General features: G+C 58.2%; 21 protein-coding genes. 12 read left to right on the forward strand and 9 right to left on the reverse strand.

What is annotated here, in order from left to right; genetic code table 11:
• Positions 1-35 precede the first annotated feature (35 nt).
• From A0257_14280 to A0257_14305, 6 genes are all read left to right on the forward strand, one after another.
• Positions 36-605 carry a cyclic nucleotide-binding protein gene (locus A0257_14280; GenBank protein AMR28139.1) on the forward strand — a complete coding sequence of 190 codons (570 nt, stop codon included), beginning with the start codon at positions 36-38 and terminating at the stop codon, positions 603-605.
• Between the two features lie 155 nt (positions 606-760).
• Positions 761-1522, forward strand: coding sequence for a dehydrogenase (locus tag A0257_14285; protein ID AMR29780.1), 762 nt, complete (start codon positions 761-763; stop codon positions 1520-1522).
• Between the two features lie 72 nt (positions 1523-1594).
• Positions 1595-2554, forward strand: coding sequence for a chlorophyllase (locus tag A0257_14290; GenBank protein ID AMR28140.1), 960 nt, complete (start codon positions 1595-1597; stop codon positions 2552-2554).
• 114 nt (positions 2555-2668) lie between these two features.
• Positions 2669-3406 carry a short-chain dehydrogenase gene (locus tag A0257_14295; protein AMR28141.1) on the forward strand — a complete coding sequence of 246 codons (738 nt, stop codon included), beginning with the start codon at positions 2669-2671 and terminating at the stop codon, positions 3404-3406.
• 85 nt (positions 3407-3491) lie between these two features.
• Positions 3492-4418, forward strand: a complete 927-nt coding sequence (locus A0257_14300; protein ID AMR28142.1) for a chlorophyllase — start codon at positions 3492-3494, stop codon at positions 4416-4418.
• 8 nt (positions 4419-4426) lie between these two features.
• On the forward strand, positions 4427-4621 hold the full coding sequence (locus tag A0257_14305) for a hypothetical protein (protein AMR28143.1): 195 nt from the start codon (positions 4427-4429) through the stop codon (positions 4619-4621).
• Between the two features lie 2352 nt (positions 4622-6973).
• On the opposite strand, the gene A0257_14310 is transcribed toward A0257_14305, so the two are convergent.
• The 5 genes from A0257_14310 to A0257_14330 form a co-directional block, all read right to left on the reverse strand.
• Complete coding sequence (locus tag A0257_14310) at positions 6974-7264, reverse strand: hypothetical protein (protein AMR28144.1); 291 nt, start codon at positions 7262-7264, stop codon at positions 6974-6976.
• 1071 nt (positions 7265-8335) lie between these two features.
• On the reverse strand, positions 8336-9289 hold the full coding sequence (locus A0257_14315; protein ID AMR28145.1) for a hypothetical protein: 954 nt from the start codon (positions 9287-9289) through the stop codon (positions 8336-8338).
• Positions 9290-9368: 79 nt separating this feature from the next.
• Positions 9369-10112 carry a methanol dehydrogenase gene (locus tag A0257_14320; GenBank protein ID AMR29781.1) on the reverse strand — a complete coding sequence of 248 codons (744 nt, stop codon included), beginning with the start codon at positions 10110-10112 and terminating at the stop codon, positions 9369-9371.
• 80 nt (positions 10113-10192) lie between these two features.
• A complete protein-coding gene (locus tag A0257_14325; GenBank protein AMR28146.1) occupies positions 10193-10657 on the reverse strand; it encodes a hypothetical protein in 465 nt (154 codons plus the stop codon).
• Between the two features lie 150 nt (positions 10658-10807).
• Positions 10808-11425, reverse strand: a complete 618-nt coding sequence (locus A0257_14330; protein ID AMR28147.1) for a LemA family protein — start codon at positions 11423-11425, stop codon at positions 10808-10810.
• A gap of 182 nt (positions 11426-11607) precedes the next feature.
• Here A0257_14330 and A0257_14335 point away from each other — a divergent pair, with 182 nt between their 5' ends.
• Positions 11608-12621: a glucose-1-phosphate thymidylyltransferase gene (locus A0257_14335; GenBank protein ID AMR28148.1), complete on the forward strand. Its 1014-nt coding sequence runs from the start codon at positions 11608-11610 to the stop codon at positions 12619-12621.
• A gap of 112 nt (positions 12622-12733) precedes the next feature.
• Here the strand turns inward: A0257_14335 and A0257_14340 are convergent, their stop codons facing one another.
• A complete protein-coding gene (locus A0257_14340; protein AMR28149.1) occupies positions 12734-13576 on the reverse strand; it encodes a pantoate--beta-alanine ligase in 843 nt (280 codons plus the stop codon).
• Positions 13577-13691: 115 nt separating this feature from the next.
• On the opposite strand from A0257_14340, the gene A0257_14345 reads away from it, so the two are divergent.
• From A0257_14345 to A0257_14355, 3 genes are all read left to right on the forward strand, one after another.
• Positions 13692-14504 carry a glycogen synthase gene (locus A0257_14345; GenBank protein ID AMR28150.1) on the forward strand — a complete coding sequence of 271 codons (813 nt, stop codon included), beginning with the start codon at positions 13692-13694 and terminating at the stop codon, positions 14502-14504.
• Positions 14505-14762: 258 nt separating this feature from the next.
• Positions 14763-16598, forward strand: coding sequence for a glutamine--fructose-6-phosphate aminotransferase (locus tag A0257_14350; protein AMR28151.1), 1836 nt, complete (start codon positions 14763-14765; stop codon positions 16596-16598).
• A 166-nt stretch (positions 16599-16764) separates the two neighbouring features.
• Positions 16765-17148 carry a reactive intermediate/imine deaminase gene (locus tag A0257_14355; GenBank protein AMR29782.1) on the forward strand — a complete coding sequence of 128 codons (384 nt, stop codon included), beginning with the start codon at positions 16765-16767 and terminating at the stop codon, positions 17146-17148.
• A 52-nt stretch (positions 17149-17200) separates the two neighbouring features.
• Here the strand turns inward: A0257_14355 and A0257_14360 are convergent, their stop codons facing one another.
• On the reverse strand, positions 17201-17611 hold the full coding sequence (locus A0257_14360) for a hypothetical protein (GenBank protein ID AMR28152.1): 411 nt from the start codon (positions 17609-17611) through the stop codon (positions 17201-17203).
• An 83-nt stretch (positions 17612-17694) separates the two neighbouring features.
• Here A0257_14360 and A0257_14365 point away from each other — a divergent pair, with 83 nt between their 5' ends.
• Positions 17695-18819, forward strand: coding sequence for a hypothetical protein (locus A0257_14365; GenBank protein AMR28153.1), 1125 nt, complete (start codon positions 17695-17697; stop codon positions 18817-18819).
• On the opposite strand, the gene A0257_14370 is transcribed toward A0257_14365, so the two are convergent.
• Together A0257_14370 and A0257_14375 are read right to left on the reverse strand one after the other, a co-directional pair.
• Positions 18812-19771: a MarR family transcriptional regulator gene (locus A0257_14370; protein AMR28154.1), complete on the reverse strand. Its 960-nt coding sequence runs from the start codon at positions 19769-19771 to the stop codon at positions 18812-18814. The genes A0257_14365 and A0257_14370 overlap by 8 nt on opposite strands.
• A 288-nt stretch (positions 19772-20059) precedes the next feature.
• Positions 20060-20905 carry a hypothetical protein gene (locus A0257_14375; protein AMR28155.1) on the reverse strand — a complete coding sequence of 282 codons (846 nt, stop codon included), beginning with the start codon at positions 20903-20905 and terminating at the stop codon, positions 20060-20062.
• 141 nt (positions 20906-21046) lie between these two features.
• Here A0257_14375 and A0257_14380 point away from each other — a divergent pair, with 141 nt between their 5' ends.
• Entirely contained in the window at positions 21047-22594 is a 1548-nt protein-coding gene (locus tag A0257_14380) for a glutamate--tRNA ligase (GenBank protein ID AMR28156.1), read from the forward strand.
• Positions 22595-22646 lie beyond the last annotated feature (52 nt).

The raw sequence follows: 22646 nt of genomic DNA on the forward strand, positions 1-22646 counted from the left end.
CTAGCGCCCCGCCCTACCCCCCGTAACTTGCCGCAATGGATGAGTTTCTTGCCTACCTCTTACAATTCGGGTCGCTGAACCAGCGGCAGCAGGACCTGATTGCCAGCAAAGCCACTACCCTGGCGCTGCCCAAAGATGGCTATTTGCTGGAGGCCGGGCAGGTGGCCCGGCAAGTAGCATTCGTGCTGGAAGGGGTTATCCGCATCTGCTACTACGACAACAAGGGCCACGAAATCACCCGCAATTTTATCGAGGAACACCGCCTGGCTACCGACCTGCGCGGGCTGGAATACGGGCTAGTTTCTGCCGAATACCTGCAGGCCGCGACTGATTGCCGGCTCCTCGTGTTTGCCAAGCGCGATTGGGACGAGCTGGCCCACACGATAGTGGGCTGGAACGACAGCATGAACCGGATAACGGCCCAGCACCTGCGCGAAAAGCTGGCGCGCATCAGCCCGATGGTGGCCCAGGACGCCACCACCCGCTACCTGGAGTTTATCGAGAACTACCCGCGGCTGGCCAACCGGATTCCCCTGTCGCACCTGGCCTCGTTTCTGGGCATCACGCAGTCCTCGCTGAGCCGCATCCGTAAGAATATCCGCTGACGCGCTTTTTGCCAAATGGCAACCGCTGGCCTTTTTAGGCGGGGGACCTTTGGGGAGTAAATTAACCCAAAAAAACCCTTGCGCTCATGGCACAAAATGAAACTTCCGGGGCTGGCCCTGCGCCGCTACCCGGCCTTGCGAGCGGCTCGCCGGAAATAACCCGCTCCAACAAGCCCGTCGCGCTGGTTACCGGGGCTAATCAAGGCATTGGCTTGCAAATCGCCAAAGAACTCGTGGGCCACGGCTTCACGGTGCTGGTGGGGTCGCGCAATTTCGAGCGCGGCGAAGCGGCGGCCCAGGAGATTGGGGCAGCGGCCATCGCGCTCCAGCTCGACGTGACGGACGGGGCATCCATTGCCGCCGCCGCCGCCCGCATCCGCCGGGAGCTAGGCCGCCTCGACGTGCTCGTCCAGAACGCCGCCATCTCCAATACCAGAAAGGGGGACCTGTCCCTTCAGGAATACGCCCAGATAAGCCTCCCAAGCAACGCCTCTCTGGAGGAGGTGCGCGCCGTGTGGGAAACCAACGTGTTTGGCGTCCTGGCCGTGTACCAGGCGATGCTGCCGCTGCTGCGCGAGGCCCCGGCCGGTCGCATCGTCAACGTGTCGAGCGGGGCCGGGTCGCTGGCGAGCAACGCGGACCCGGCCTTTCCCTACCGCGGGTTTTTTGGCCCCGTCTACCCGGCGTCCAAGACCGCGCTCAACGCCATGACGCTCGCTATGGCCATCGAGCTGGAATCAACTACTATTAAGGTCAATGCCGTTTCGCCCGGTTTCACCAAAACGGCGCTCAACGGCTACGAGGGCACGGAGACCGTGGAGCAAGGCGCGGCCGAGGCAGTCCGCATGGCCCTGCTCGGCCCAGATGGCCCCACCGGTACTTTCACCCACGCCACGCTCGGAACGCTCCCGTGGTAATCAACCCCGCGCCAGCCGCCCTACCGCGTAACAGCAGTAATTAACTTCACCATTTCATAACCCCTTATCCTCGTGGCATTTCACGCTGAATCTGCTTTTGTGGCCACCGCGCCAACGCCGGTCCTTTCCATTAGTCCGGTCGTGTTGCCGGCTCCGGGCCGCATCGTGGACCTGCAAATGCGAATTTCGGCCCCCCTGACGGGTGGCGAATTACCAATTATTCTGCTGTCGCACGGCCACGGCGGCTCCAACCATCTTTCTTCGTTGAATGGGTATGCCCCGCTGGCCAATTTTTACGCGGCCCACGGCTTCGTCGTCATCCAGCCCACCCACCTGTCGTCCAAGTCGCTAGCGGGCGTCGTGGATGCCAAAAGCCCCGAGGCCCCGTTGTTCTGGCGCTCCCGCGCCGAAGACATGAAGCGCATTCTGGACGGGCTAGACCTTATCGAGGCGGCCGTGCCGATGCTCCAGGGCCGCCTGGACCGCAGCCGGATTGCCGCCGTGGGGCACTCCTTGGGCGGCCATACGGTTGGCATGCTCGCCGGGATGCGGGTGATGGACCCCAATAATAGCAAGGAAATAAATATGTATGAGCCCCGGATTAAGGCGGCCGTGCTGCTGGGCGCGCCGGGCGGCAGTGAGGGGCTGGCCCCAAAGGTGGCGCAGCTGTACCCGTTTTTCAAAGGCACCGATTTTACGGAGATGAAAACGCCAACGCTGGTGGTGGCCGGCGATAAAGACAAAAATCCCACTTTCTCTGAGCGGGACGACTGGCGGTCCGAAGCCTATTTCTTGAGCCCTGGTCCCAAGTCCTTGCTCACCATCTTCGGGGGAGAACACATGCTCGGCGGCATTTCGGGCTACGACGCGGGCGAAACAACCGATGAGAACCCCGCGCGCGTCGCCCTGGTGCAGCAGCTCACCTGGGCCTACCTGCGCACCGCCCTCTACCCCGAAGACTCCGCCTGGCCTGTAGCGTGTGCCGCGTTGCAGGAAAGCCCTGCTCCACAGGGCCTAGTAGCAAGTAAATAAGCGCTTTAGTCTCATTACTCCACAAAAAGGGCCGCTGACGCGCTTTTTACCAAATGACAACGGGCGGGATTTCCCGGCGGCGGACCTTTGCGGGGTAAACCAACCGCACTACCCATGAAAAAAGCCCTGATAACCGGTGCCAACAAAAGCATTGGCTTGGAAACCGCCCGGCAGCTCCTGCGGGCCGGTTATTACGTGTACCTCGGCAGCCGCGACCTGGCCAACGGCCAGCGGGCGGTGGCCCAGCTGCACGCCGAAGGCCTCACCCAGGTCGAGCCGGTCCAGCTCGACGTGACGGACCTGGCCTCGGTAAAAGCCGCCCGCGAAGCAGTCGGCCGGCAGACCCACGTGCTCGATGTGCTCATCAACAACGCCGGCATCAACGGCGGGATGCCGCAGTCGGCGCTCGAAGCGGACCTCAGCGCCTTCAAGCGGGTGTTCGACACCAACTACTTCGGCGTGATTGCCGTCACGCAAGCCTTCATCGACCTATTGCGGCAGTCACCGGAGCCGAGAATCGTGAACGTCAGTTCCAGTCAGGCCTCGCTTACCCTGCACAGCGACCCCAGCTACAAGTATTACGCGCACAAAGGAGCCGTGTACCACCCCTCCAAATCGGCCCTCAACATGTACACCATCGATTTGGCCTACGAGCTGCGCGACACGCCGTTCAAAGTAAATGCCGTGGACCCGGGCTTTGTTGCCACTGATTTCAACCACCACCGCGGCACCGGCACCGTGGAAGAGGCCGGGGCCCGGATAGCTAAATACGCCCTGATTGGTCCCGATGGCCCAACCGCCAGGTTTTTTAGTGAAGAATACAACCCCGTAACGGGCGAAATCCCCTGGTAGACTGCCGCTTACGCTGAATTTAGCCCGACGCGGCGGCTGCCCTGCCCGGCGATAGGGGCGACTCCCCACTTTTTCTGCTTCCTTCATGGACCCCGTCGTGTCTGAACCAATTTTTTCGCCCGTCGTCTCGGTCAGCCCGATTGGGCTCGCGGCCCCGGACCGGGGCACGGCGTTGCAGGTGCGGGTTTCCGCGCCCGCCACCGGCGAGCAGCTCCCGATTATCGTCTTCGCGCACGGCTTCGGCGCTTCCCTCAACAGCTACGCCCCGCTCGTGCAGTACTGGGCAGCGCGCGGCTTCGTGGTCATCCAGCCCACCTTTCTCGATTCCCGAACGCTGGGCCTGCCCCCGGACGACCCCCGGACCCCGGATATTTGGCGGTTTCGCGTGGCCGACATGAAGCGCATCCTCGACCAGCTGGACGTACTCGAAGCCGCCGTGCCGGGGCTGGCGGGCCGCCTCGACCGCCGCCGCATTGCCGCGGTTGGGCATTCGTATGGGGGCCAGACGGCCGGGATGCTCCTGGGGGCCCGCGTGCTGGCACCGGATGGCAGCCTGGGCGAGGATATGGCCGACCCCCGCATCAAGGCGGGCGTGCTGCTGAGCGCCGCCGGCCGGGGCGGCCCAGAACTAAGCCCGTTCGCCGCCGCGCACTTTTTGTTCATGCACCCCAGCTTTGCTGAGCTGACCACCCCGACCCTGGTGGTGGCGGGCGACCAGGACCAATCACTGCTCAGCTCCCGCGGACCCGACTGGTTCACCGATGCGTACACCCTGAGCCCCGGCGGCCGGTGGCTGCTGACCTTGTTTGGAGGCGAACACCTGCTGGGCGGCATTTCCGGGTACGGGGTGACGGAAACCACGGACGAGAACCCGGCGCGCGTCGCCGTGGTCCAGCAGCTCACCTGGGCCTACCTGCGCAGCGCCCTCTACCCCGAAGACCCGGCCTGGGAGGCCGCCCGGACCGCGTTGCGGGAGAGCCCCCAGCCACTGGGACGAATCGAGTCCAAGTAAACGGGCAAATGCAGGCGGTGCGGGGCTACACGCTCTTCGGCGAAATGGCCAAAATCAGCGGCTACATCGGGGAGCTGCTGGGCTACTTCCGGGCCGGTAAGCTGCAACTGCCCGTCCAGACCTACCCCATCGCCGAAGTTCAAGCCGCGCAGCGTGACCTGGAAGCGCGCCAAACCCAGGGAAAAGTAGTGCTGCTTTTTTGAGGAGCTGCCACGCTGGCACCGTTTGCCTTCTACCTCAACTGACGCAAAGGCAGTCGCTTGCCTACTATGCTCATCTGCCACACCCGCGCCGACGATACTGAATCCTACGTAGCCCACCAAGCCCTAGCTGATGCCCAAGAAGTTGCGCGCCTGTTGCGCCTGTTTTAAAGCACTCGGTTTATAAAATGGATAATGAGTAGTAAGTCTTATCTGTTAAAGCAAAAAATACTAGATAATAGGTTATCGCATTTTGCTTTGGCAAATAGAATTTGCCACGGTTTTAAGTTTGTCCAACTTCCGCTTTCAATATAACCCAAGAGTTTCCTGATTTGCGAAGAGAAAAATTACCAATAACTCCATTAACAGGAACCCAAAATTTTACCGTCGCAGAGCTATTTGTAACTTTAATAGCTTCGACTATTATAACAATTCTGTTTTCTTTATCACTTAACTTGGTGTCATATCTTACTGGTCGTCCTTGCCGATATGGAATATTAAAAACAGGTTTTGGTAAAACGCATCCATTATAGATGGGTGACTTATCAAACCTAAAAGACAGAGGCATTGTCTTGGCTTGAGGAATTTCTAAATAATAAGACATATACTTATATTCAATACATTTTGTTAGTATTACCTTTAATTCAGAAGCAAGGTCGGGCTTTACGATAGCGCTTTGAAATAAAAGCGTAAGCATCCAAGTTAGGAATATCATAGCTAAGGATGTAGTAGGCCTAAATAAACATAATATGAGTTGTTTGGGTCAACTACTACACCAAACTGAGCTTTTTCCCATGAAAAACCCATTTCTAAGCCTTTGCCAAAATAGGTGATAGTTTGAAAATCTGCATAGTGGACAAACTCATGTAGAACTGTCACAGCTAAAAGAAGATTTAGACTTTCGTAGGCCGACGTGTTATATACCGGAGTTGTTTCGAACTCAAGAGCATTTGCTAAATCAATATTAACAATATTAGGCTGGGTGGGATTAAACAAGCCATATCCTTTATCAAGATTCTTGATAACGATTAAAGGCCCACTTCCAAATGCGAGCTTATCTGTAATCTGTTGCTCAGTCAGGCCAGTGTATTTGACCAGTAATGACATCATTGCTGGAGTGCTGTTGACCCACATTGGAATATTTTGCACTAAGGAAGTAAGGCGGGGGAAATCGGTTTGGTCTTGGGTGCTCATAACAAAACCTCCGACAGCACTAGTCAACCTAAGCTGCCTCACTCAGCGGCGCAAAAATTTCTGATTCAGCACTTTAGAAAGGAAATTGAAACAACTTTCAGTCGGTTTACCGTAAATTCACGCAATCACTGCCGCTGGCTTCGCCTTGAAAATTGCTTTATTTATTTTCGTTCACACTCTTGACCAAGCTGGTTGTTAGCTACGCCGTAACGTGGGTTAGCTAGTATTTTATATCTGCTCAACTACAGCGTTCGATACGACCCAAGACTTTTTTGACTTGCGCAGGAAAAAATTGCCAATAACCCCATTATAAGGAATCCATAATTTGACGGTCGCAACATTTTTTTCGACCTTAATAGCCTCCACTATTATAACAACTCTATTCTTATCATTTCCTGGCTTAGCATCATACCTTACCAATTGCCCTTGGCGATATGGAATATCGAATACTGATTTTAACAAAGTGGCCCCATTATAATCAGGGGATTTCTCGAATCTAAAAAGAAACGGCATTTCATTAGCTGGTGGACGGTCAAGATAATAAGACATGTACTTGTAAGTGAAAACATGACTCAGTATTGACTGTATATCAGATTTTGGCTCAGGGTTCTTAGTAAGGACCTGAAGTGAAATAGCAAAAATTAGAGTTAGAAGTGTCATTCTATGGATTTAATAAACCTAAATAAACATAATATGAATTATTAATATCAACCTCCACACCAAATTGAGCTTTTTCCCAAGCAAAACCTATATCAATAACTCGGGTAAAGTGAGTACCTGTTTGAAAATCTGCGTAATGAATAAATTCATGTAGCGCTGTAACAGCCAATAACAGATTTAGACTTTGATTAGCCGACGTATTATATATCGGCGCGTTTTCATACTGAACAGCTATTTGAAAATCAATATTAACAATATTAGGCTGTATGTGATTAAACGAGCCATAGCCTTTATCAAGATTCTTGATAACGATTAAAGGACCATTTCCGAACGCAAGCTTATCTGTAATCTGTTGCTCAGTCAGGCCAGTGTATTTGAACAGTAATGACATCATTGCTGGAGTGCTGTTGACCCACATTGGAATATTTTGCACTAAGGAAGTAAGGCGGGGGAAATCGGTTTGGTCCTGGGTGCTCATAACAAAATCTCCGACAGCACTAGCTATTGGAGCGGGAGTACCACCCCATCCTGGGTCAGGGACAGGAGGCCCTGCTGTATCTGGGCCAGCAGGACCTCCTGTACCACCGCCTCCGTACCCACTACCATCTCCACCTCCGTGCCCGCTACCTCCTCCGTAACCGCTACCATCTCCATACCCACCACTGTAACCGCCACTGTCGCTACCACTTCCGCCACCATCTGATGGTTCCGGACAGTCACAATAAGTGTTACTAGAAAGAGTAGTAGATACCTGAAACATAGAGCAGCCAGAACCACAATTACCATCCCCATCGGGTAGCTGCACATCTAATGCTTGAGGAGCTTTTGGATTTGCGGTAGAGGTGACATTTGCCGTAACCCTTTTTATGCGGACACCGGTGAGTGTTGGCTGCCCCGGAATGTATTTCATCCCGTATAAATACTTGTACTGAAGATTATAGATAATAACTACACCTTCGAAAGAGGCATTGGTCTGAGGAGTAGCAGTTAAAATATCTTCCGACAGAGCCGCTACCTGTGCTGCTATAGTAGAAGAAGGCTTGGTAATGACTTCTACTATTTGCGCGCTTATAGCAGTGTTTTTATAAAAAAGCACGAACCGTTCACCAATTTCAATTCCGTTAGAAGCCTGCGTTGTGCCAGTTTTTTTAACAGGCACAAGCCATGTCTCTCCTAACCCGTTTGGTCTTTCACGTTTGATAGCTTTGGCCCAGTCCAGCTTAAGTAAATGGATTGACTGGCTTGCACCTGCCACCAGACTGCTACTTTGATTATTTGCGTTTTTTACAAAGTCTAAGCTACCGCATCATGCGTTAAGCGCATCTACCTCAAGCTGTTGCTCCTTTAGTGATGGCCCTTGTGTTATTCCTTTAAGCTTATCTGAGCAGCCGTACAGGGTGAGCAACACAAGTACTAATGCTGAAAAGGCTTTAAAGTTGGGCTGTTTGAACTTGGAAAATTTAGTCATGCTGCAATATTAAGAAGATGGGTTTGTAGAAAAGGGAATAATGGCAAATGACAAAATTCACCACTATTTGCTACGCTCAGCAGACTCCGTATCAATTGGTTGTTGGCATCACTAGCGTGGCCTCTTTACATTACTGATTCGTCAAATATAATCTTTTTTTATGTAAGTACCCGTTGCTAATTAACTTATGTTAAAGAACGTCATGCTGACGAAGGAAGCATTTCTACCGCGAAAGTAATCTCAACGGTAAGAGTTAGTTACGCGGTAGAGATGCTTCGACATGCTCAGCATGACCGCCTTTTTTAACATAAACTATTTACTAACGGGTACTTAGCTAACAAGTTTATTAACAAACTAAGTTAAAATTTCACAGATAGGTAGTTAGGTTACTTATTTTACCAGCTGCCGCTAGCGCCGCCGCCGCCGCTGTCGCCCCCGCCCCACGAGTCGCCAGACGAGGATGAGGAGCCACTATCGTCGTCGAATGATGACCCGGACGACCCGGACGAACCAATGCTAATGCGCGTACCGGCAAGCTCCGTCCAGCGCCAGAGTGTTTCGATGCCTAACGTGCGAAATAGCAGCGTCAGCAACAGGCCCATAATGAGCAGCGCAAGGCTCCAAAGGCTCCAGGGGAAGCCGGGGGCGGCCGGGGGCTTGAAGGAAGCGGTTTCGCCCTGCGCCAGTTGGATGAGTTGGGTGGTGACGGCATCCAGCCCGGCGTAATACTGCTGGTCCCTGAACGCGGGCTTCAGAACATTGGTGATGAGCTGCTCGCAAGTAGCGTCGGGAATCGCGCCTTCGAGGCCGTAGCCGGTCTGGATGCGCAAGCCGTGCTCCTGCATGGCCACCAGCACCAGCAGACCATTATTGCTGCGGCGCTGCCCAATGCCCCAGCTGTGGTAGAGCTGCTGGGCGTAGTCTTCCAACTCGGCACCGTTGAGGCTGGGCACCGTCACCACCACTAGTTGGGTAGTGGTGGCGTGCTCAAAATCCCGCAGTTTTGTGCTAAGCGCGCGCTGTTCGCTCGTGGTCAGGATGCCCGCCGCATCCACCACGGGCGTGTAGGCGGCGGGCCGCACGGGCATCCCGCTGCTGGCAACGGCCGGGTGCGGGGCACCCAGACGTCCCAGTTCGGTACCAGCCCAGTTCCAAAGAGTCGTACCTAATGCCGCAATAATAATGCTGATAAACAGCAGCAGCCCCAGGCAGCCCAGGCTTTTAAGGATTTTGCCCACCACCGAAACTAGGTAGCCCAGGCTCCGGAAGATTTTGCCCACCACCGATATCTTAGGCCCATCGGCCGGAAGGGCAGTCGGAATGGGAGTGTTGCGGGGCTTTTTGCTCATAAACCAGGAAGCAGAAGCTGACTATATCAGGACTTGGGAAACCATCTTGCCTTTGGCTAAAGCCCGTTATACCTCAACGCTACCAGCTGCCGCTGGCGCCGCCGCCGCCGCTGCTACCCCCCCCAAAGCCGCCGAAGCCGCCACCGCCCCCACCGCCGCCGAAGCCGCCGCCGCCGCCAAATACGCCCCTACCCCCCGCGAAATCGCCGAAGATGATGGGACCCATGAGGCCGCCGCCGATGCCGCCGCGCCCGCCGCCCCCACCGCGCGAGCGAAAGAGGAAAACCAGCACGAGCACGCCGATAATAATCCAGAAGCCAACACCTGAACCCGATGAGTCCCCCTGACTCTGCGCGTCGTTGGGGTCGGCTTTATATTCGCCCTTGGCTAAGGAAATAAGCTGGTCGGTGGCCCGGTCGAGGCCCGCGTAATAGTCGTTTTGCTTGAAGGCGGGCACCAACGTATTGCTGATGATGCGCTTGGCCAGGGCGTCGGGCACGGCCCCTTCCATGCCGTAGCCGGTCTGGATGCGGGCATCGTGCTCCTTGGCCGCCACCAGCACCAGGATGCCGTTGTCCTTGCCCTTGCGGCCGATGCCCCACGCCTCGTACAGCTTCTGGGCGTAGTCGGCCATGTCATTGCCGTCGAGGCTGGGCACCGTCACCACCGCGATTTGCGACGACGTGCTGTCGTTATATGCCACCAGTTTTTGCTCCAGCGCGGCCACTTGCTGCGGCTGCATCAAGCCGGCCAAGTCGTTGACCAAGCGCGGCGGGTCGGGGCGCGCGGGCACCGTTTGGGCGCGGGCGGCCAGGCCCAGCATCAGGCTCAGGCACAGCAGCAAGAGGCCGGCCCAGGCCACCGGGCGCGCGGCCTTACCCCCCGGAATAAGCGTGAAGTGGTTCATCGGCCGGAGGGGGGGGTAGGGGCGTCGTCGCCGTAAGAAATATCGTCGGGCAGCTCGTTGATGTCGGTAGCCGCGTCGTAGGGAAAAAACTGCCGCAGCTGCTCGCCCACCAGCCGGATGCCGCGCTCCAGGCCATTCACGTATTTTTCCTGCCGAAAGTGGCCCACCACTTCCTCCTTCACGTCCTCCCAAAAATCGTCGGGCACGGCCGAGTTGATGCTCACGTCGCCGACCACCGCGAACTGCCGGGTCTGCCAGGCCAGGTAAAACAACACGCCATTGCGCAGCTTGGTGTGGTGCATTTTCAGCTCCGCGAACACCTGCGCGGCCCGGTCGAGCGGCTCGGGGGTAGGGCACTTGTCCTCCAGGTGCAGCCGGATTTCACCCGAAGTCTGGAGTTCGGCCGCCTTGATGGCGGCCACGAGCGTAGCTTCCTGGGCGGGTGTGAGAGGGTGGGTCATTTTTTAGTTAAGAGTTAAGGGTTAAAAGTTAAGAGTTAAAAATTAAGAGTTAATGAGTGGCTGAGGAGTAGAATGAGCGAGAAAAACCCAGCTCATTCTACTCCTCAGCCACCTTTTTAACTCTTAATTTTTAACTCTTACTTCTTAACTCTACTTACTACCGGCCGGCGTGTTGCCCCCGCCCATGTCGCCAAAGTCAACCTTGGGCGCTTCCTTGGCGCCGGCATCGGCCTCGAAATAGCCTTTAGCCGGGAAGCCGAACATGCCCGCGAACAGGTTGTTCGGGAACGAGCGCGTGAAGGTGTTATAGTCGTTCACGCTTTCGTTGAACTTGTTGCGCTCTACATTGATGCGATTTTCGGTGCCTTCAATCTGAGCCTGCAATTCCTGAAAGTTAGCGTTGGCTTTCAGTTCGGGATAATTCTCGCTCACGGCCAGCAAGCGGCCCAGGCCAGCCGAAAGCTGGCTCTGCGCGGCCTGAAATTTCTGCAGATTTTCGGGCGTCAGCTGGTCGGCATTAAGCTGCACGCTGGTGGCTTTGGCGCGGGCTTCTATCACCCCTTCGAGGGTCGATTTTTCAAAATTGGCGGCACCTTTCACCGTGTTCACCAGGTTCGGAATGAGGTCGGAGCGGCGCTGGTAGGCGCTTTGTACGTTGGCCCACTGGCTTTTAACGGCTTGGTCGCGCTGCACCATGCCGTTGTAGCCGCACGATGATTGCGAAAGCAACGTCACCATCGCGGCGAAATAGAGAAGAAGGCGTTTCATTAGAATGAGGGTTTTCTAAGTGCTGGGCTCTAGCTTTGAGGCCTAGCGGTGATAAAGAAAAGAACGTAGCAGCCACAACTACCACCGGGCGGTGGCGGTTATGGTGCCCGACCGGCGCAAAGTACGCAGCCGCCCGGTAACGGTTGTACGGTTCTGCTCTTCCGCCTTCGCCTCCTTCGACCATGAAAGCTATTATTCCTGTTGCCGGCATCGGCTCACGCCTGCGCCCGCACACCCATACCCAGCCCAAAAGCCTGGTGCCGGTGGCTGGCAATACCATTCTGGGCCACATCATCGACCGGCTGCTCGGGGCCGGGCTCACCGAGTTTGTTTTCATCATCGGCTATCTGGGCGAAAAGATTGAGCAGTACGTGCGCCGCCACTACCCCGACCTCGACGCCACCTTCGTGGTGCAGGAGCCGCGCGAGGGCCTGGGCCACGCCCTGTGGGTAGCCCGCGACACGTTTCGGCACGACCCCGAGGGCGTGCTCATCATGCTCGGCGATACCATTGTGGATGTGGACCTGCCCGCCATGCTACGCTACCCCGGCTCGGTGCTGGCCGTGAAGGAAGTGAAGACGCCCAGCCTCTTCGGCCTCGTCGAAACCAACGACAATGGCCAGGTCAGCCGCGTGGTGGAGAAGCCGCGTATTCCGAAGTCGAACTACGCTCTGGTAGGCCTCTACAAAATCGCTAACGCCGAGAAGCTGGCCGAGTCGCTGGAGTGGCTCATCAGCACCGGCCGCCGCACCCACGAGGAATACCAGCTCACCGATGCGCTCATGCACCTCATCGACGAGGGTGAACCCATGCTCACCACCACCGTGGATAATTGGTTTGACTGCGGCCGCAAGGAAACTCTGCTCGAAGCCAACGCCCGCCTGCTCGACCGCCCCGAGTTTCGGGAGGAGCGCGACTACCCCGAGTTTCCGAACACGGTGATTATCCCGCCGGTCAGCATTGGCACGGGCTGCCGCATCGAGCACGCCATCATCGGCCCCAACGTGGCCATCGGCGACCGCACCATCATCCGCCACACCATCGTTAGCGACAGTATCATCGGCTCGTATTCCGAGCTCAGCTCGGCCGTGATGAGCGACTGTATCGTGGGCTCCGACGCCTCCTTCAAAGGCTTGAACCACAGCCTGAACCTGGGCGACAACACGGAGATTGACTACGGCCACGCCAGGGGGTAGGGTGCGGGGTAGCGACCCGGTAGGGCTTGCCCCCGCCCATCGTTGCACGAAACGGCTGTAAGTCGTGCAACGACGGGCGGGGGCAAGCCCTACCGGGTCGCTACCCCGCACCCTACACCAACACATTATCAATCAGCCGCACGCCGGCCAGATGGGCGGCCACGCACAGCGCCAGCGGCTGGCCGGGCGCGTAGTGCTGCACGGGCTGCAAGGTGTGGGCATCCACCAATTCGAAATATTCGGGAGTAAGCTGGGGCTCCTCGGCCAGGGCGGCCAGGGCCCGCGCCTGCATCTGGGCCGGGACCACGCCCTGCCGCACCTGCGCGGCTGCCTCGGTCAGCACTTGGTAGAGGAGGGGTGCCACCGCCCGCGCCGGGGGGGGTAGGCGGCGGTTGCGCGACGACATCGCCAGGCCGTCGGCCTCGCGCACCGTGGGATACACCACCAGCTCCAGGTCAAAGGAGAGGTCGGCCACCAGCTGCCGCACCACGGCCACCTGCTGAAAATCTTTCTGCCCGAAGTACGCCACGTGCGGCCGCGCCAGGTGAAAGAGCTTGCTCACCACCGTGGCTACCCCATTAAAATGACCCGGCCGGTGCGCGCCCTCCATCACCTGCTCCAGCGGCCCAAAATCGAAGCGCAGCACCGTAGGCTGCGGATACACCTCGGCCACGGGGGGTAGGAAAAGCGCCGTGCAGCCGGCCGGCGCCAGCAGGGCAGCATCTTGCTCGGGCACGCGGGGGTAGAGGCGCAGGTCGTCGGGATTATTGAACTGGGTAGGGTTAACGAATACGCTGGCGATAACCTCGTCACACTGCGCGGCGGCGGCCTGCACCAGCTGCAGGTGCCCTTCGTGCAGAGCGCCCATCGTGGGCACCAGGCCCAGGCGGCGGCCGGCCGCGCGCTGGGTTTCGGTATAAGCGCGCAGCTCGGCGGCCTTAGTAAAAATATGCATTAAGTTGAGCGAAAATTAATAGGACTGAACGAATTTTATTGCAAATTCGAGAAAAAATGCGTAATTTTGAGGAGCCAATCTATGGCCCGTTCCCAAATCCTTTAGCTCTCTCCATATGTCGAAGTTGCGCATCCTATACGCGGCCACCGAAATAGACCCTTTCCTCCAGACTACGAAAGTAGCGGAGCTGCTGCGCCGCCTGCCGGCCGGAATGCAGGAGTCGGGAGCCGAGATTCGGATTTTCGTACCTCGTTTTGGCATTATTAATGAGCGCAAGAATCGGCTGCACGAAGTAGTCCGGCTCTCAGGCATCAACATTGCCGTGGGCGACGACGAGAAGCCGCTGGTTATCAAGGTAGCCTCCATTCCGACCGCGAAGCTACAGGTTTATTTTATCGACAACGAGGATTACTTCCACCGTAAGTCGGCCCTGGTTGATAAAAACGACAAGTTTTACCTCGACAACGACGAGCGCGCCATCTTCTTTTGCAAGGGTGTGCTCGAAACAGTGAAGAAGCTCGGCTGGTCGCCCGATATCGTGCACTGCAACGATTGGATGACCTCGCTCATCCCGCTCTACCTCAAAACGACTTACAAGAAAGACCCGGTTTTCAAAGATGCCAAGTCGGTATTCACGGTCTATAACAACGAGTTTTTGGATAAATTTGAGGGCAACCTGGTCGAAAAGGCCAAGATGCTCGACATCGACGATAGCATGCTGACCTCGCTCAAGTCGGCCGACTTCTCGGGCTTCGTGAAGCTGGGCATGGAATACGCCGACACGGTAGTACGGCAGGACGAAGATTTTTCGGACAACCTCAACGGGCTGTTCAAAGAGTACGCCTTGAACAATCGGCTGAGCCAGGTAGCAACCGATGAAAACCTACTCTCGTCCTATCAGGCGCTCTACGACGAGCTGGCCAACTAAGCCACTGCCTACCCCCTACGCAAATGGCCAACCCCGATGGGTTGGCCATTTGCGTAGGGGGTAGGCCCGGCTGCTCTCCTGCGTTGTGCTAATAAAAGGCGTAACTTCGCAGTTCATTAGCCGGCCGTTGGCCACGCGTTAAGCGGGCTGATGCCCGGTTTTTCTATAGCCCAGCCGCTTCACTGGCTGGGAAATTGCTAGCTGCGCCTGCTGCTAAGCTAATAACCCTATCTCTTCTCCTTAATTATCCTAATTGCCATGTGCGGCATCGTAGCGTATCTGGGCCATCGTGAGGCCTGCCCCATTATCCTCAAAGGGTTGCACCGTCTCGAATACCGGGGCTATGACTCGGCCGGCGTGGCCCTGCTCAACGGCACCCTCAACGTATATAAGAAGAAGGGCAAAGTGGCGGAGCTCGAAAACTTCCTGGCCACCAAGGATACTCACGCCAAGGTGGGCATGGGCCACACCCGCTGGGCCACCCACGGCGAGCCCAACGACGTGAACGCTCACCCGCACTTCTCGACCTCGGAGCGCATCGCCATCATTCACAATGGCATTATTGAGAATTACGCCTCGCTGAAAACGCACCTGGAAAAGCAGGGCCACGTTTTCCATTCCGATACCGACACGGAGGTTTTCGTTAATCTCATCGAGGATATCCAAACCAACAACAGCTGCTCGCTGGAAGAGGCCGTGCGCCTGGCGCTGCACGAAGTAGTTGGTGCCTACGCCATTGTGGTGCTCAGCAAGGATGCCCCCGACCAGCTCATCGCGGCCCGCAAAGGCTCGCCGCTGGTTATTGGCATCGGGGAAGGCGAGTTTTTCGTGGCCTCCGACGCTACCCCCATCATCGAGTACACCAACGAAGTGGTGTATGTAAACGACTACGAATTGGTCGTTATCAAGGATGGGCAAATGGCCATCCGCTCGCGCGAGGATGTGGTGCAAACGCCCTACATTCAGCGTCTGGAGTTGGAGCTTGATAGCATTGAAAAGGGTGGCTATGAGCACTTTATGCTCAAAGAGATTTTTGAGCAGCCGCGCTCCATTCTCGATTCGATGCGCGGACGCCTGGAGTTGGGGGGTAGCCACCTGAACATGGCCGGCTTCCGGGCCTACGAGCAGAAGTTTATCAATGCCCAGCGCATCATCATCGTGGCGTGCGGCACGAGCTGGCACGCCGGCCTGGTGGCCGAATACCTGATTGAGGACCTGGCTCGCATTCCGGTCGAGGTAGAGTACGCGTCGGAATTCCGCTACCGCAACCCGGTTATCTCGGAGCGCGATATCGTGATTGCCATCTCGCAAAGCGGCGAAACGGCCGATACCCTGGCCGCCCTGGAGCTGGCCAAAGGCAAAGGCGCGACCATCTTTGGCATTTGCAACGTGGTGGGCAGCAGCATTGCCCGCGCCACCGACGCCGGGGCCTACACCCACGCCGGCCCCGAAATCGGCGTGGCTTCGACCAAAGCCTTCACCGCCCAGGTAACCGTGCTGACGCTGCTGGCCATGTGCATCGGCCAGCGCAAAGGCACCCTGTCGGATACGCGCCTGCGCGAACTGACCACCGAACTGCACAACATCCCCGCCAAGGTAGAGAAGGCGCTAAAGCTGGACGCTGAGATTCAGCAGATTGCCGAAACGTTTAAGGACGTGCCCAACTTCCTGTATCTGGGCCGGGGATACAATTTTCCGGTGGCGCTGGAAGGCGCGCTCAAGCTCAAGGAAATCAGCTACATCCACGCCGAGGGCTACCCCGCCGCCGAGATGAAGCACGGCCCCATCGCCCTCATCGACGAGAACATGCCAGTGGTCGTGATTGCGACCAAGGACAGCTCGTACGAGAAAGTGGTGAGCAATATTCAGGAAGTGAAAGCCCGCAAAGGCCGCATCATCGCCGTAGTGACGGAAGGCGACACGACTATCCCGGCAATGGCCGAGTTCGTAATCGAAGTGCCCGCGACCTCCGAAGTGCTGATGCCGCTGGTGTCAGTCATTCCGTTGCAGCTGCTGAGCTACCACATTGCCGTGCTGCGCGGCTGCAACGTGGACCAGCCGCGCAACCTCGCCAAGTCGGTGACGGTGGAGTAAATTATTGATTTTCTGATATTTATAATTTATAGAACGTCATGCTGAGCTTGCCGAAGCATCTCGCTCGAATCGTTGAGATAGTAATCCAGCGACGCGAGCGAGATGCTTCGGCAAGCTCAGCATGACGTTCTTCTTTAGCTGCAAATCCATCATTCGCCTCCTTCCCATGTCCCACCAAATCATCCTCACCGACCAGGCTCCCGCGCCCATTGGCCCTTATTCGCAAGCCGTGAAGGCGGGTAACACTGTGTACGTTTCGGGCCAGATACCGCTGAGCGCCGCTGGCCAGCTGGTCGGCGAAGGCGACGTGGCCGCCCAGACGCACCAGGTGCTGAAAAACCTCACGGCCGTGCTGGCCGCCGCCGGCTTGCAGCTGACCAACGTGGTGAAGTGCTCCATCTTCGTGAAAGACCTGGGTAACTTCGCCACTATCAATCAGATATATGGCACGTACTTCGACGAGGCCACCGCCCCGGCCCGCGAAACGGTGGAAGTAGCCCGTCTGCCGCGCGACGTGGAAGTGGAGATTTCCTGCGTCGCGGTGGGGTAGGGGCGTGTTGCACGGTGCGAACCCGCCTGCTCCAGGCCTTTCCGAAAGTTGCTTACGGGTGGAATTTCAATCCCTTCAAGGCCTTATCTACCTGCTTGTTTTCGCCATAGAGAATGACGCCGGCCAGGTCCAGCTCCTGGTCGGCGAGCTGGGCCATCACGGCCAGGTTTTCTGCCTCATTTTTGGTAGCGAACAACTGGCGCGGGTATGCCCCGATAGATACGCCGCGCTCCCTGGCCCGCTCAAAAACCTTGTGTACCTCGGCCGGCCCATCGGCCCGATATACCAGGATGGGCTGCTTCAGAAAAGGCAGCAGCGTGGTGCCCGAGGCCGACACCAGTGGTTGGCCGTGCGTTTCGGGAAACCGGATGGCTACCGCGCTGGCCAGGAAAGCCGTTACGTTCAGCTTCTGCCAATCGAGCAAGTCGGCGCTAAGCACCAAAGCAATTTTGTGGTCGTACATAGCAGTAAATTAAGTGGTTAATAACAATTCCATTTGAATGTTCAGGGCAAAAGCACCAAAAGGTAAGTTAGCGACCTTTGGGGATGGAAGAAGAAGTAGCGGATTTCTTTTGGCAGGTAACGGACTATCGGGTGGAGGGGCGCTGTCTACACGAGCTAAGCGATATTATTTGGCTGGTGCTGTGCGGCTTACTGGCTGATTGCGAAGATTTTGAGCAGATTTATGATTACGCCTGCGACAAACAGGCCGTGCTCGCTCAGTTTCTGAGCTTGCCCGCCGGCATCCCCTCGTCTTATACGTTGCAGCGCGTGTTCAGCCGCCTGAATCCCGTCGAACTTGAAGCCAGCCTCACCCACTGGGGGCAGGACATTATGCGGGTCCTGGCTGGGCAGCAGCTGGCCATCGATGGCAAGCAGGTGCGCGGCACCTGCCTGCCCGGCCAGCGCCAGGCCAGCGTGCAGCTGGTCAGCGTCTGGGCGACCGAACAGCGCCTATGCCTGGCCCAGACCCAAGTGGCCAGCAAAGCCAACGAACTCGTGGCCATCCCCCAAGTGCTCGACCTGGTGGAGGTAGCCGGCAGCGTGGTGAGCATCGATGCCATCGGCTGTCAGCGCGCCATTGCCACGACGCTGGTCGAGCGCCGGGCTGATTATGTGCTGGCCCTCAAGCAGAACCAGCGGACCCTCTTCGAGCAAGTGCAGGCCCACCTTGCCCCGCTACTGCGGCAGGAGCCGGCCTTTGTGAGCCGCGAAAAAGACCACGGCCGCGGCGAGGAACGCCGGGTATGGGTGAGCCGGAACCTGAATCTGGTGGAGGAAGCTGCCGAGTGGGCGGGCCTGGCGGCGGTGGTCTGCGTGCAGACCCGGCGCTGGCAACAGGGGCGGGAGCAGCACAGTACGCGCTACTACCTGAGCTCGCTGGCGCAAGCGAGTGCGGGCGAGTTGGCGGGCTATGTGCGCGGGCACTGGGGCATCGAAAACGACCTGCACTGGCACCTGGATGTCACCTTTGCCGAGGATGCCTGCCGGGTGCGCCAGGGCCACGCCCCGCGCAACCTCTCTACCCTACGCAAGCTGGCTCTCACCCTCTTACGACGTGAGCCAACGAAGATGAGTCTGCCACGCAAGCGCAAGAAAGCGGCTCGCGATGATGACTACCTCCGACAATTGCTCCGCCAGCTAGCTCCACAGCCCCCAGACGCTAACTAACCGTTTGGTGCTTTTGCCCTGTTTGAATGTTGCAGCGCTCATAAGGCGAGGGCTGGCCGGCTATGGTTTTCTGAAAGCCCAGCTTATGATACAGGGTTAGCGCGGGCTTGAGCCGGGTGTTGCTTTCGAGGTAGAGGTGGGTAGCCCCGCGCGCCTTGGCCCAGGCAATAGCGGCCTGCCCCAGCTGGTAGCCAATGCCCAGCCCCTGCGCGGCCGGCGCTACGGCCATTTTCGCCAGCTCGTAGCAGTGGTTGGGAAGGGCTAGCAGGGCGCAGGTTCCCACGGCCTGCCCTTGGTAAACTGCCAGCATAATGTGACCGCCGGGCTGCAAAATGTACTCGTCGGGGTGGTCGAGGGCCTTGAGGTCGGCGGCTTCCAGTTGGAAATAGCGCTCAATCCACTCCACGTTGAGGCGCTTGAAATCGGCCTGGTGGGCGGGCGTGTAGTCGAGCAGCTGCACTTCGCCGGCCAGCCGCTGCGTGCGCACGGCCTTTACGCGGCTAGCCAGTGGCTGGTGGGCCAGCGCGTATTCCAGTTCGCCGATGGCCAGCCAGAGGTTATGGCGGGTTTCAGCCAGCAGCGCTTCGGTAGCCTGGCGCACATCGGCGGTCTGCAGCTGCAGCTGCGGCCACAGGGCGCGGCCTTTCTCGCTGAGGCTTACCAGGCTGCGGCGCTGGTCGGCTTCGCCCCGCTGCACCTGCACTAATTCGTGGCGGGCCAGCTCCTTTACTACCTGGCTCACGGCGGCGTGGGTCTGGCCGATTCGCTCGGCAATGTCTCCCACGTGGCGACCTGGGGTAGTGGCCACCGCATAAAATACCGCGAACCAGCGCGGCTCGAACGGAACCTGATAGAGCCGATATACCTCGGCGGCCTGCCCGGTCATCGTATCAGTCAGGCGGCGGAGGCGGCTGCCTAGCGCGGCCGGACCTAGTTCCTCAAAAATATCCATGTCGCAAAAGTAAGTGAATTGTGTAAGTACTTACAAGTTTTGCTAAAGCCGAAATGCTGCTGTTTTGCGAGCCTCCCAGAGAAGGTATAGAATATGCCGGAAAATTGCCAATTAGATTTCCCTCTTTTCGGCTGAGAGAGCTTGGCCTCGCTATGTTGCTCACAGGCTCAGTGTTGCTGGCGTTGCCATCTATCAATCCTACTCTCCCCTATTTTTCCTGACCTGAATTGACAAGGGGGTCGTAGTGGATGGGCCATCTGGGGCGGCATTCCGCTGGTAGGCTTGCTGTTATGGCGCGTGTGCGGCCGGCGCATCCGGCAGGGGTGCGGTTAACTGAGCAGTAGCCAAGTCTACTAGTTGCGTGACTACTGCCGGGGTGAGAAAAATTTCGTGGCCTTGCCCTGGCAGCTCTAGAAGCTGGGCCGCCACGTGGTGCTTTCGAAGCGCGGCCACGTATTGCTGGCTGTATGCGGGCAGAGCCACTAGGTCGGCCAGCCCCGTAATGACCCGCACGGGCAAGCCGGCCCGCACTTGGCCCGCCATATCCTGGGGGGAGAGCAGGGGCACTGGCAGCCACCACAGCGGATTGAGCTGCTGCCAGGACATGTGCCGCCGAAAAGCTGGCACGTTGCAGGGACAAGCCGCCAGCACGGCCCCATCGGCTAGCAGGGGGTAGCGGCCCAGCACCGCCCCGACCAGCACGGCTCCGCCCGAATGCCCGGCCAGGATTATCCGGCGGGCGTGGTAGCGTCGCCGCAGTGCCTGAACGGTCGCCGCCACGGCATCTACGGCGGCGGGTGTATAGTTGTCACCGACGGTCAGGCCGCGGGTGCCGGGCGAGTGGTGTCCGGCAGAGTCGGTATAGCCGGGCCGCAGCAGGCCCACCGCCACCACGTCGGGCGCGGCCTGGGCCACCTGCTGGGCCAGCCGGTAATGATAGTCCGGTCGGTGAAACGGCGCATCGCCGTGCAGGATAACGACCAACACGGGCGTGGGCGTGCGATGAGCGCTGCCGTAAGCTTGGCCATAAAGCAGCGCTGGCGGGGTTGGCCACCAGGCCCGAGCCCAGGGCCAGGCCAAGCCGCCCACCACCAGAAATACCAAGCCCGTCCGCCACCAGCCTTTATTTTTCATCAGTGCAAAGAAAGGGGACGCGCTGCCTCGCTTAGCTGGTAGCCAGCCCCTTGGTAGGCCCGGCGCGACTAGCCGCGCCGGGCCAGGCTTACCTTTACGGCGCGTTTCGGCTGGTACGGAACGCGCTTTTGTTTTTGCATTATGACTGAAAGACCTGTCCGGGTGCGCTTTGCACCTTCGCCCACCGGGCCGCTGCACATTGGCGGCGTGCGCACGGCGCTATACAACTACCTGCTGGCCCGCAAGTTGGGCGGCACCATGATATTGCGCATCGAGGATACCGACCAGAATCGGTTTGTGCCGGGCGCGGAGGATTACATTCGGCAGAGCCTCGAATGGGTCGGCATTGAGCTGGACGAAAGCCCCTGGAAAGGCGGCCCGCACGCGCCCTACCGCCAGAGCGAGCGCAAGCCCATGTACCGCGAATACGCCGACCAGCTTATCCGCGACGGCTACGCCTACTACGCCTTCGACACGCCCGAGGAGCTGGACGTGATGCGCGAGCGCCTGCAAGCCGCCAAGGTGCCGAACCCGCAGTACAACAGCATCACCCGCGCCCAGATGCGCAACTCGCTGACCCTGCCCGAAGACGAAGTGCAGCAGCTGCTGGACAGTGGCACGCCCTACGTTATCCGCCTCAAGGTGCCGCGCAAGGAGGAAGTGCGCTTTCAGGATATGATTCGGGGCTGGGTGGTGGTGCATTCGAGCGCCATTGACGACAAAGTGCTGATGAAGTCGGACGGGATGCCAACTTACCACCTGGCCAATATCGTGGATGACCATTTAATGGATATCTCCCATGTTATTCGGGGGGAAGAGTGGCTGCCGAGCGCGCCGCTGCACGTGCTACTCTACCGCTATCTGGGCTGGGAGAAGACCATGCCGCAGTTTGCCCACCTACCCCTGCTGCTGAAGCCCGACGGCACTGGCAAGCTCAGCAAGCGCGACGGCGACCGGCTGGGCTTCCCGGTCTTTGCCCTGGAGTGGCACGGCACCGACGCCGAAACCGGCGAACCCACCGTGAGCCGTGGCTACCGCGAAGACGGCTACCTGCCCGAGGCACTAGTCAACTTCCTGGCCTTCCTGGGCTGGAACCCCGGCACGGCGCAGGAGATTTTCTCGATGGACGAGCTGATTCAGGCCTTTGAGATTGACCGCGTTAGCAAGTCGCCCGCCAAGTTCGACGTGGCCAAGGCCAAGTGGTACAACGAGCACTACCTGCGCGCCAAGCCCGATGCCGAGCTGGCACCTTACCTGCTCACGGCCCTGGCCGAGCACGGCATCGAGTGCTCTCAGGACAAGGCCGAGCAGGTAGTGGGCGTGATGAAAGAGCGCGTGAGCTTTCCGCAGGATTTCTGGCAGGAGGCCAAGTACTTCTTCGAAGCCCCGACCGAATACGACCAAACGGTTATCAGCAAAAAGTGGAACGCGCCGGTGAGCGCCGCGCTGGCCGCCTATGCCGACGCCCTACCCGCCAGTTCCGAGCCCAGCGCCAACGCGGAGGTGCTCAAAGCCATCTTTAACCAGAGCATGGAAGCCCAGGGCCTCAAGCCCGGCCAGGTGCTGCAAGCCCTGCGCGTGGCCGTGACGGGTGCCGCCGCCGGCCCCGACCTTTTCGAGACGCTGGCCATTCTGGGCACCGGCGAAGTAGCCCAGCGCCTGCGCGCCGCCGTGGAGCGCCTGGGATAATATTCGCGGCTCAACTAGAAAGCCCCACTGGTTGCAAAACCAGCGGGGCTTT

Source organism: Hymenobacter psoromatis (assembly GCA_001596155.1).
In the GTDB taxonomy this organism is placed as follows: Bacteria; Bacteroidota; Bacteroidia; order Cytophagales; family Hymenobacteraceae; genus Hymenobacter.

Excerpts from the sequence above, each read along its gene's own strand:
- A0257_14315 (AMR28145.1), bottom strand. The coding sequence starts at position 9,289 with ATGAGCAAAAAGCCCCGCAACACTCCCATTCCGACTGCCCTTCCGGCC.
- A0257_14370 (AMR28154.1), bottom strand. The coding sequence starts at position 19,771 with ATGGATATTTTTGAGGAACTAGGTCCGGCCGCGCTAGGCAGCCGCCTC.
- A0257_14305 (AMR28143.1), top strand. The coding sequence starts at position 4,427 with ATGCAGGCGGTGCGGGGCTACACGCTCTTCGGCGAAATGGCCAAAATC.
- A0257_14340 (AMR28149.1), bottom strand. The coding sequence starts at position 13,576 with ATGCATATTTTTACTAAGGCCGCCGAGCTGCGCGCTTATACCGAAACC.
- A0257_14295 (AMR28141.1), top strand. The coding sequence starts at position 2,669 with ATGAAAAAAGCCCTGATAACCGGTGCCAACAAAAGCATTGGCTTGGAA.
- A0257_14345 (AMR28150.1), top strand. The coding sequence starts at position 13,692 with ATGTCGAAGTTGCGCATCCTATACGCGGCCACCGAAATAGACCCTTTC.
- A0257_14325 (AMR28146.1), bottom strand. The coding sequence starts at position 10,657 with ATGACCCACCCTCTCACACCCGCCCAGGAAGCTACGCTCGTGGCCGCC.
- A0257_14375 (AMR28155.1), bottom strand. The coding sequence starts at position 20,905 with ATGAAAAATAAAGGCTGGTGGCGGACGGGCTTGGTATTTCTGGTGGTG.
- A0257_14330 (AMR28147.1), bottom strand. The coding sequence starts at position 11,425 with ATGAAACGCCTTCTTCTCTATTTCGCCGCGATGGTGACGTTGCTTTCG.
- A0257_14280 (AMR28139.1), top strand. The coding sequence starts at position 36 with ATGGATGAGTTTCTTGCCTACCTCTTACAATTCGGGTCGCTGAACCAG.
- A0257_14320 (AMR29781.1), bottom strand. The coding sequence starts at position 10,112 with ATGCTGGGCCTGGCCGCCCGCGCCCAAACGGTGCCCGCGCGCCCCGAC.
- A0257_14350 (AMR28151.1), top strand. The coding sequence starts at position 14,763 with ATGTGCGGCATCGTAGCGTATCTGGGCCATCGTGAGGCCTGCCCCATT.
- A0257_14380 (AMR28156.1), top strand. The coding sequence starts at position 21,047 with ATGACTGAAAGACCTGTCCGGGTGCGCTTTGCACCTTCGCCCACCGGG.
- A0257_14355 (AMR29782.1), top strand. The coding sequence starts at position 16,765 with ATGTCCCACCAAATCATCCTCACCGACCAGGCTCCCGCGCCCATTGGC.
- A0257_14335 (AMR28148.1), top strand. The coding sequence starts at position 11,608 with ATGAAAGCTATTATTCCTGTTGCCGGCATCGGCTCACGCCTGCGCCCG.
- A0257_14360 (AMR28152.1), bottom strand. The coding sequence starts at position 17,611 with ATGTACGACCACAAAATTGCTTTGGTGCTTAGCGCCGACTTGCTCGAT.
- A0257_14365 (AMR28153.1), top strand. The coding sequence starts at position 17,695 with ATGGAAGAAGAAGTAGCGGATTTCTTTTGGCAGGTAACGGACTATCGG.
- A0257_14300 (AMR28142.1), top strand. The coding sequence starts at position 3,492 with ATGGACCCCGTCGTGTCTGAACCAATTTTTTCGCCCGTCGTCTCGGTC.
- A0257_14310 (AMR28144.1), bottom strand. The coding sequence starts at position 7,264 with ATGGGGATGGTAATTGTGGTTCTGGCTGCTCTATGTTTCAGGTATCTA.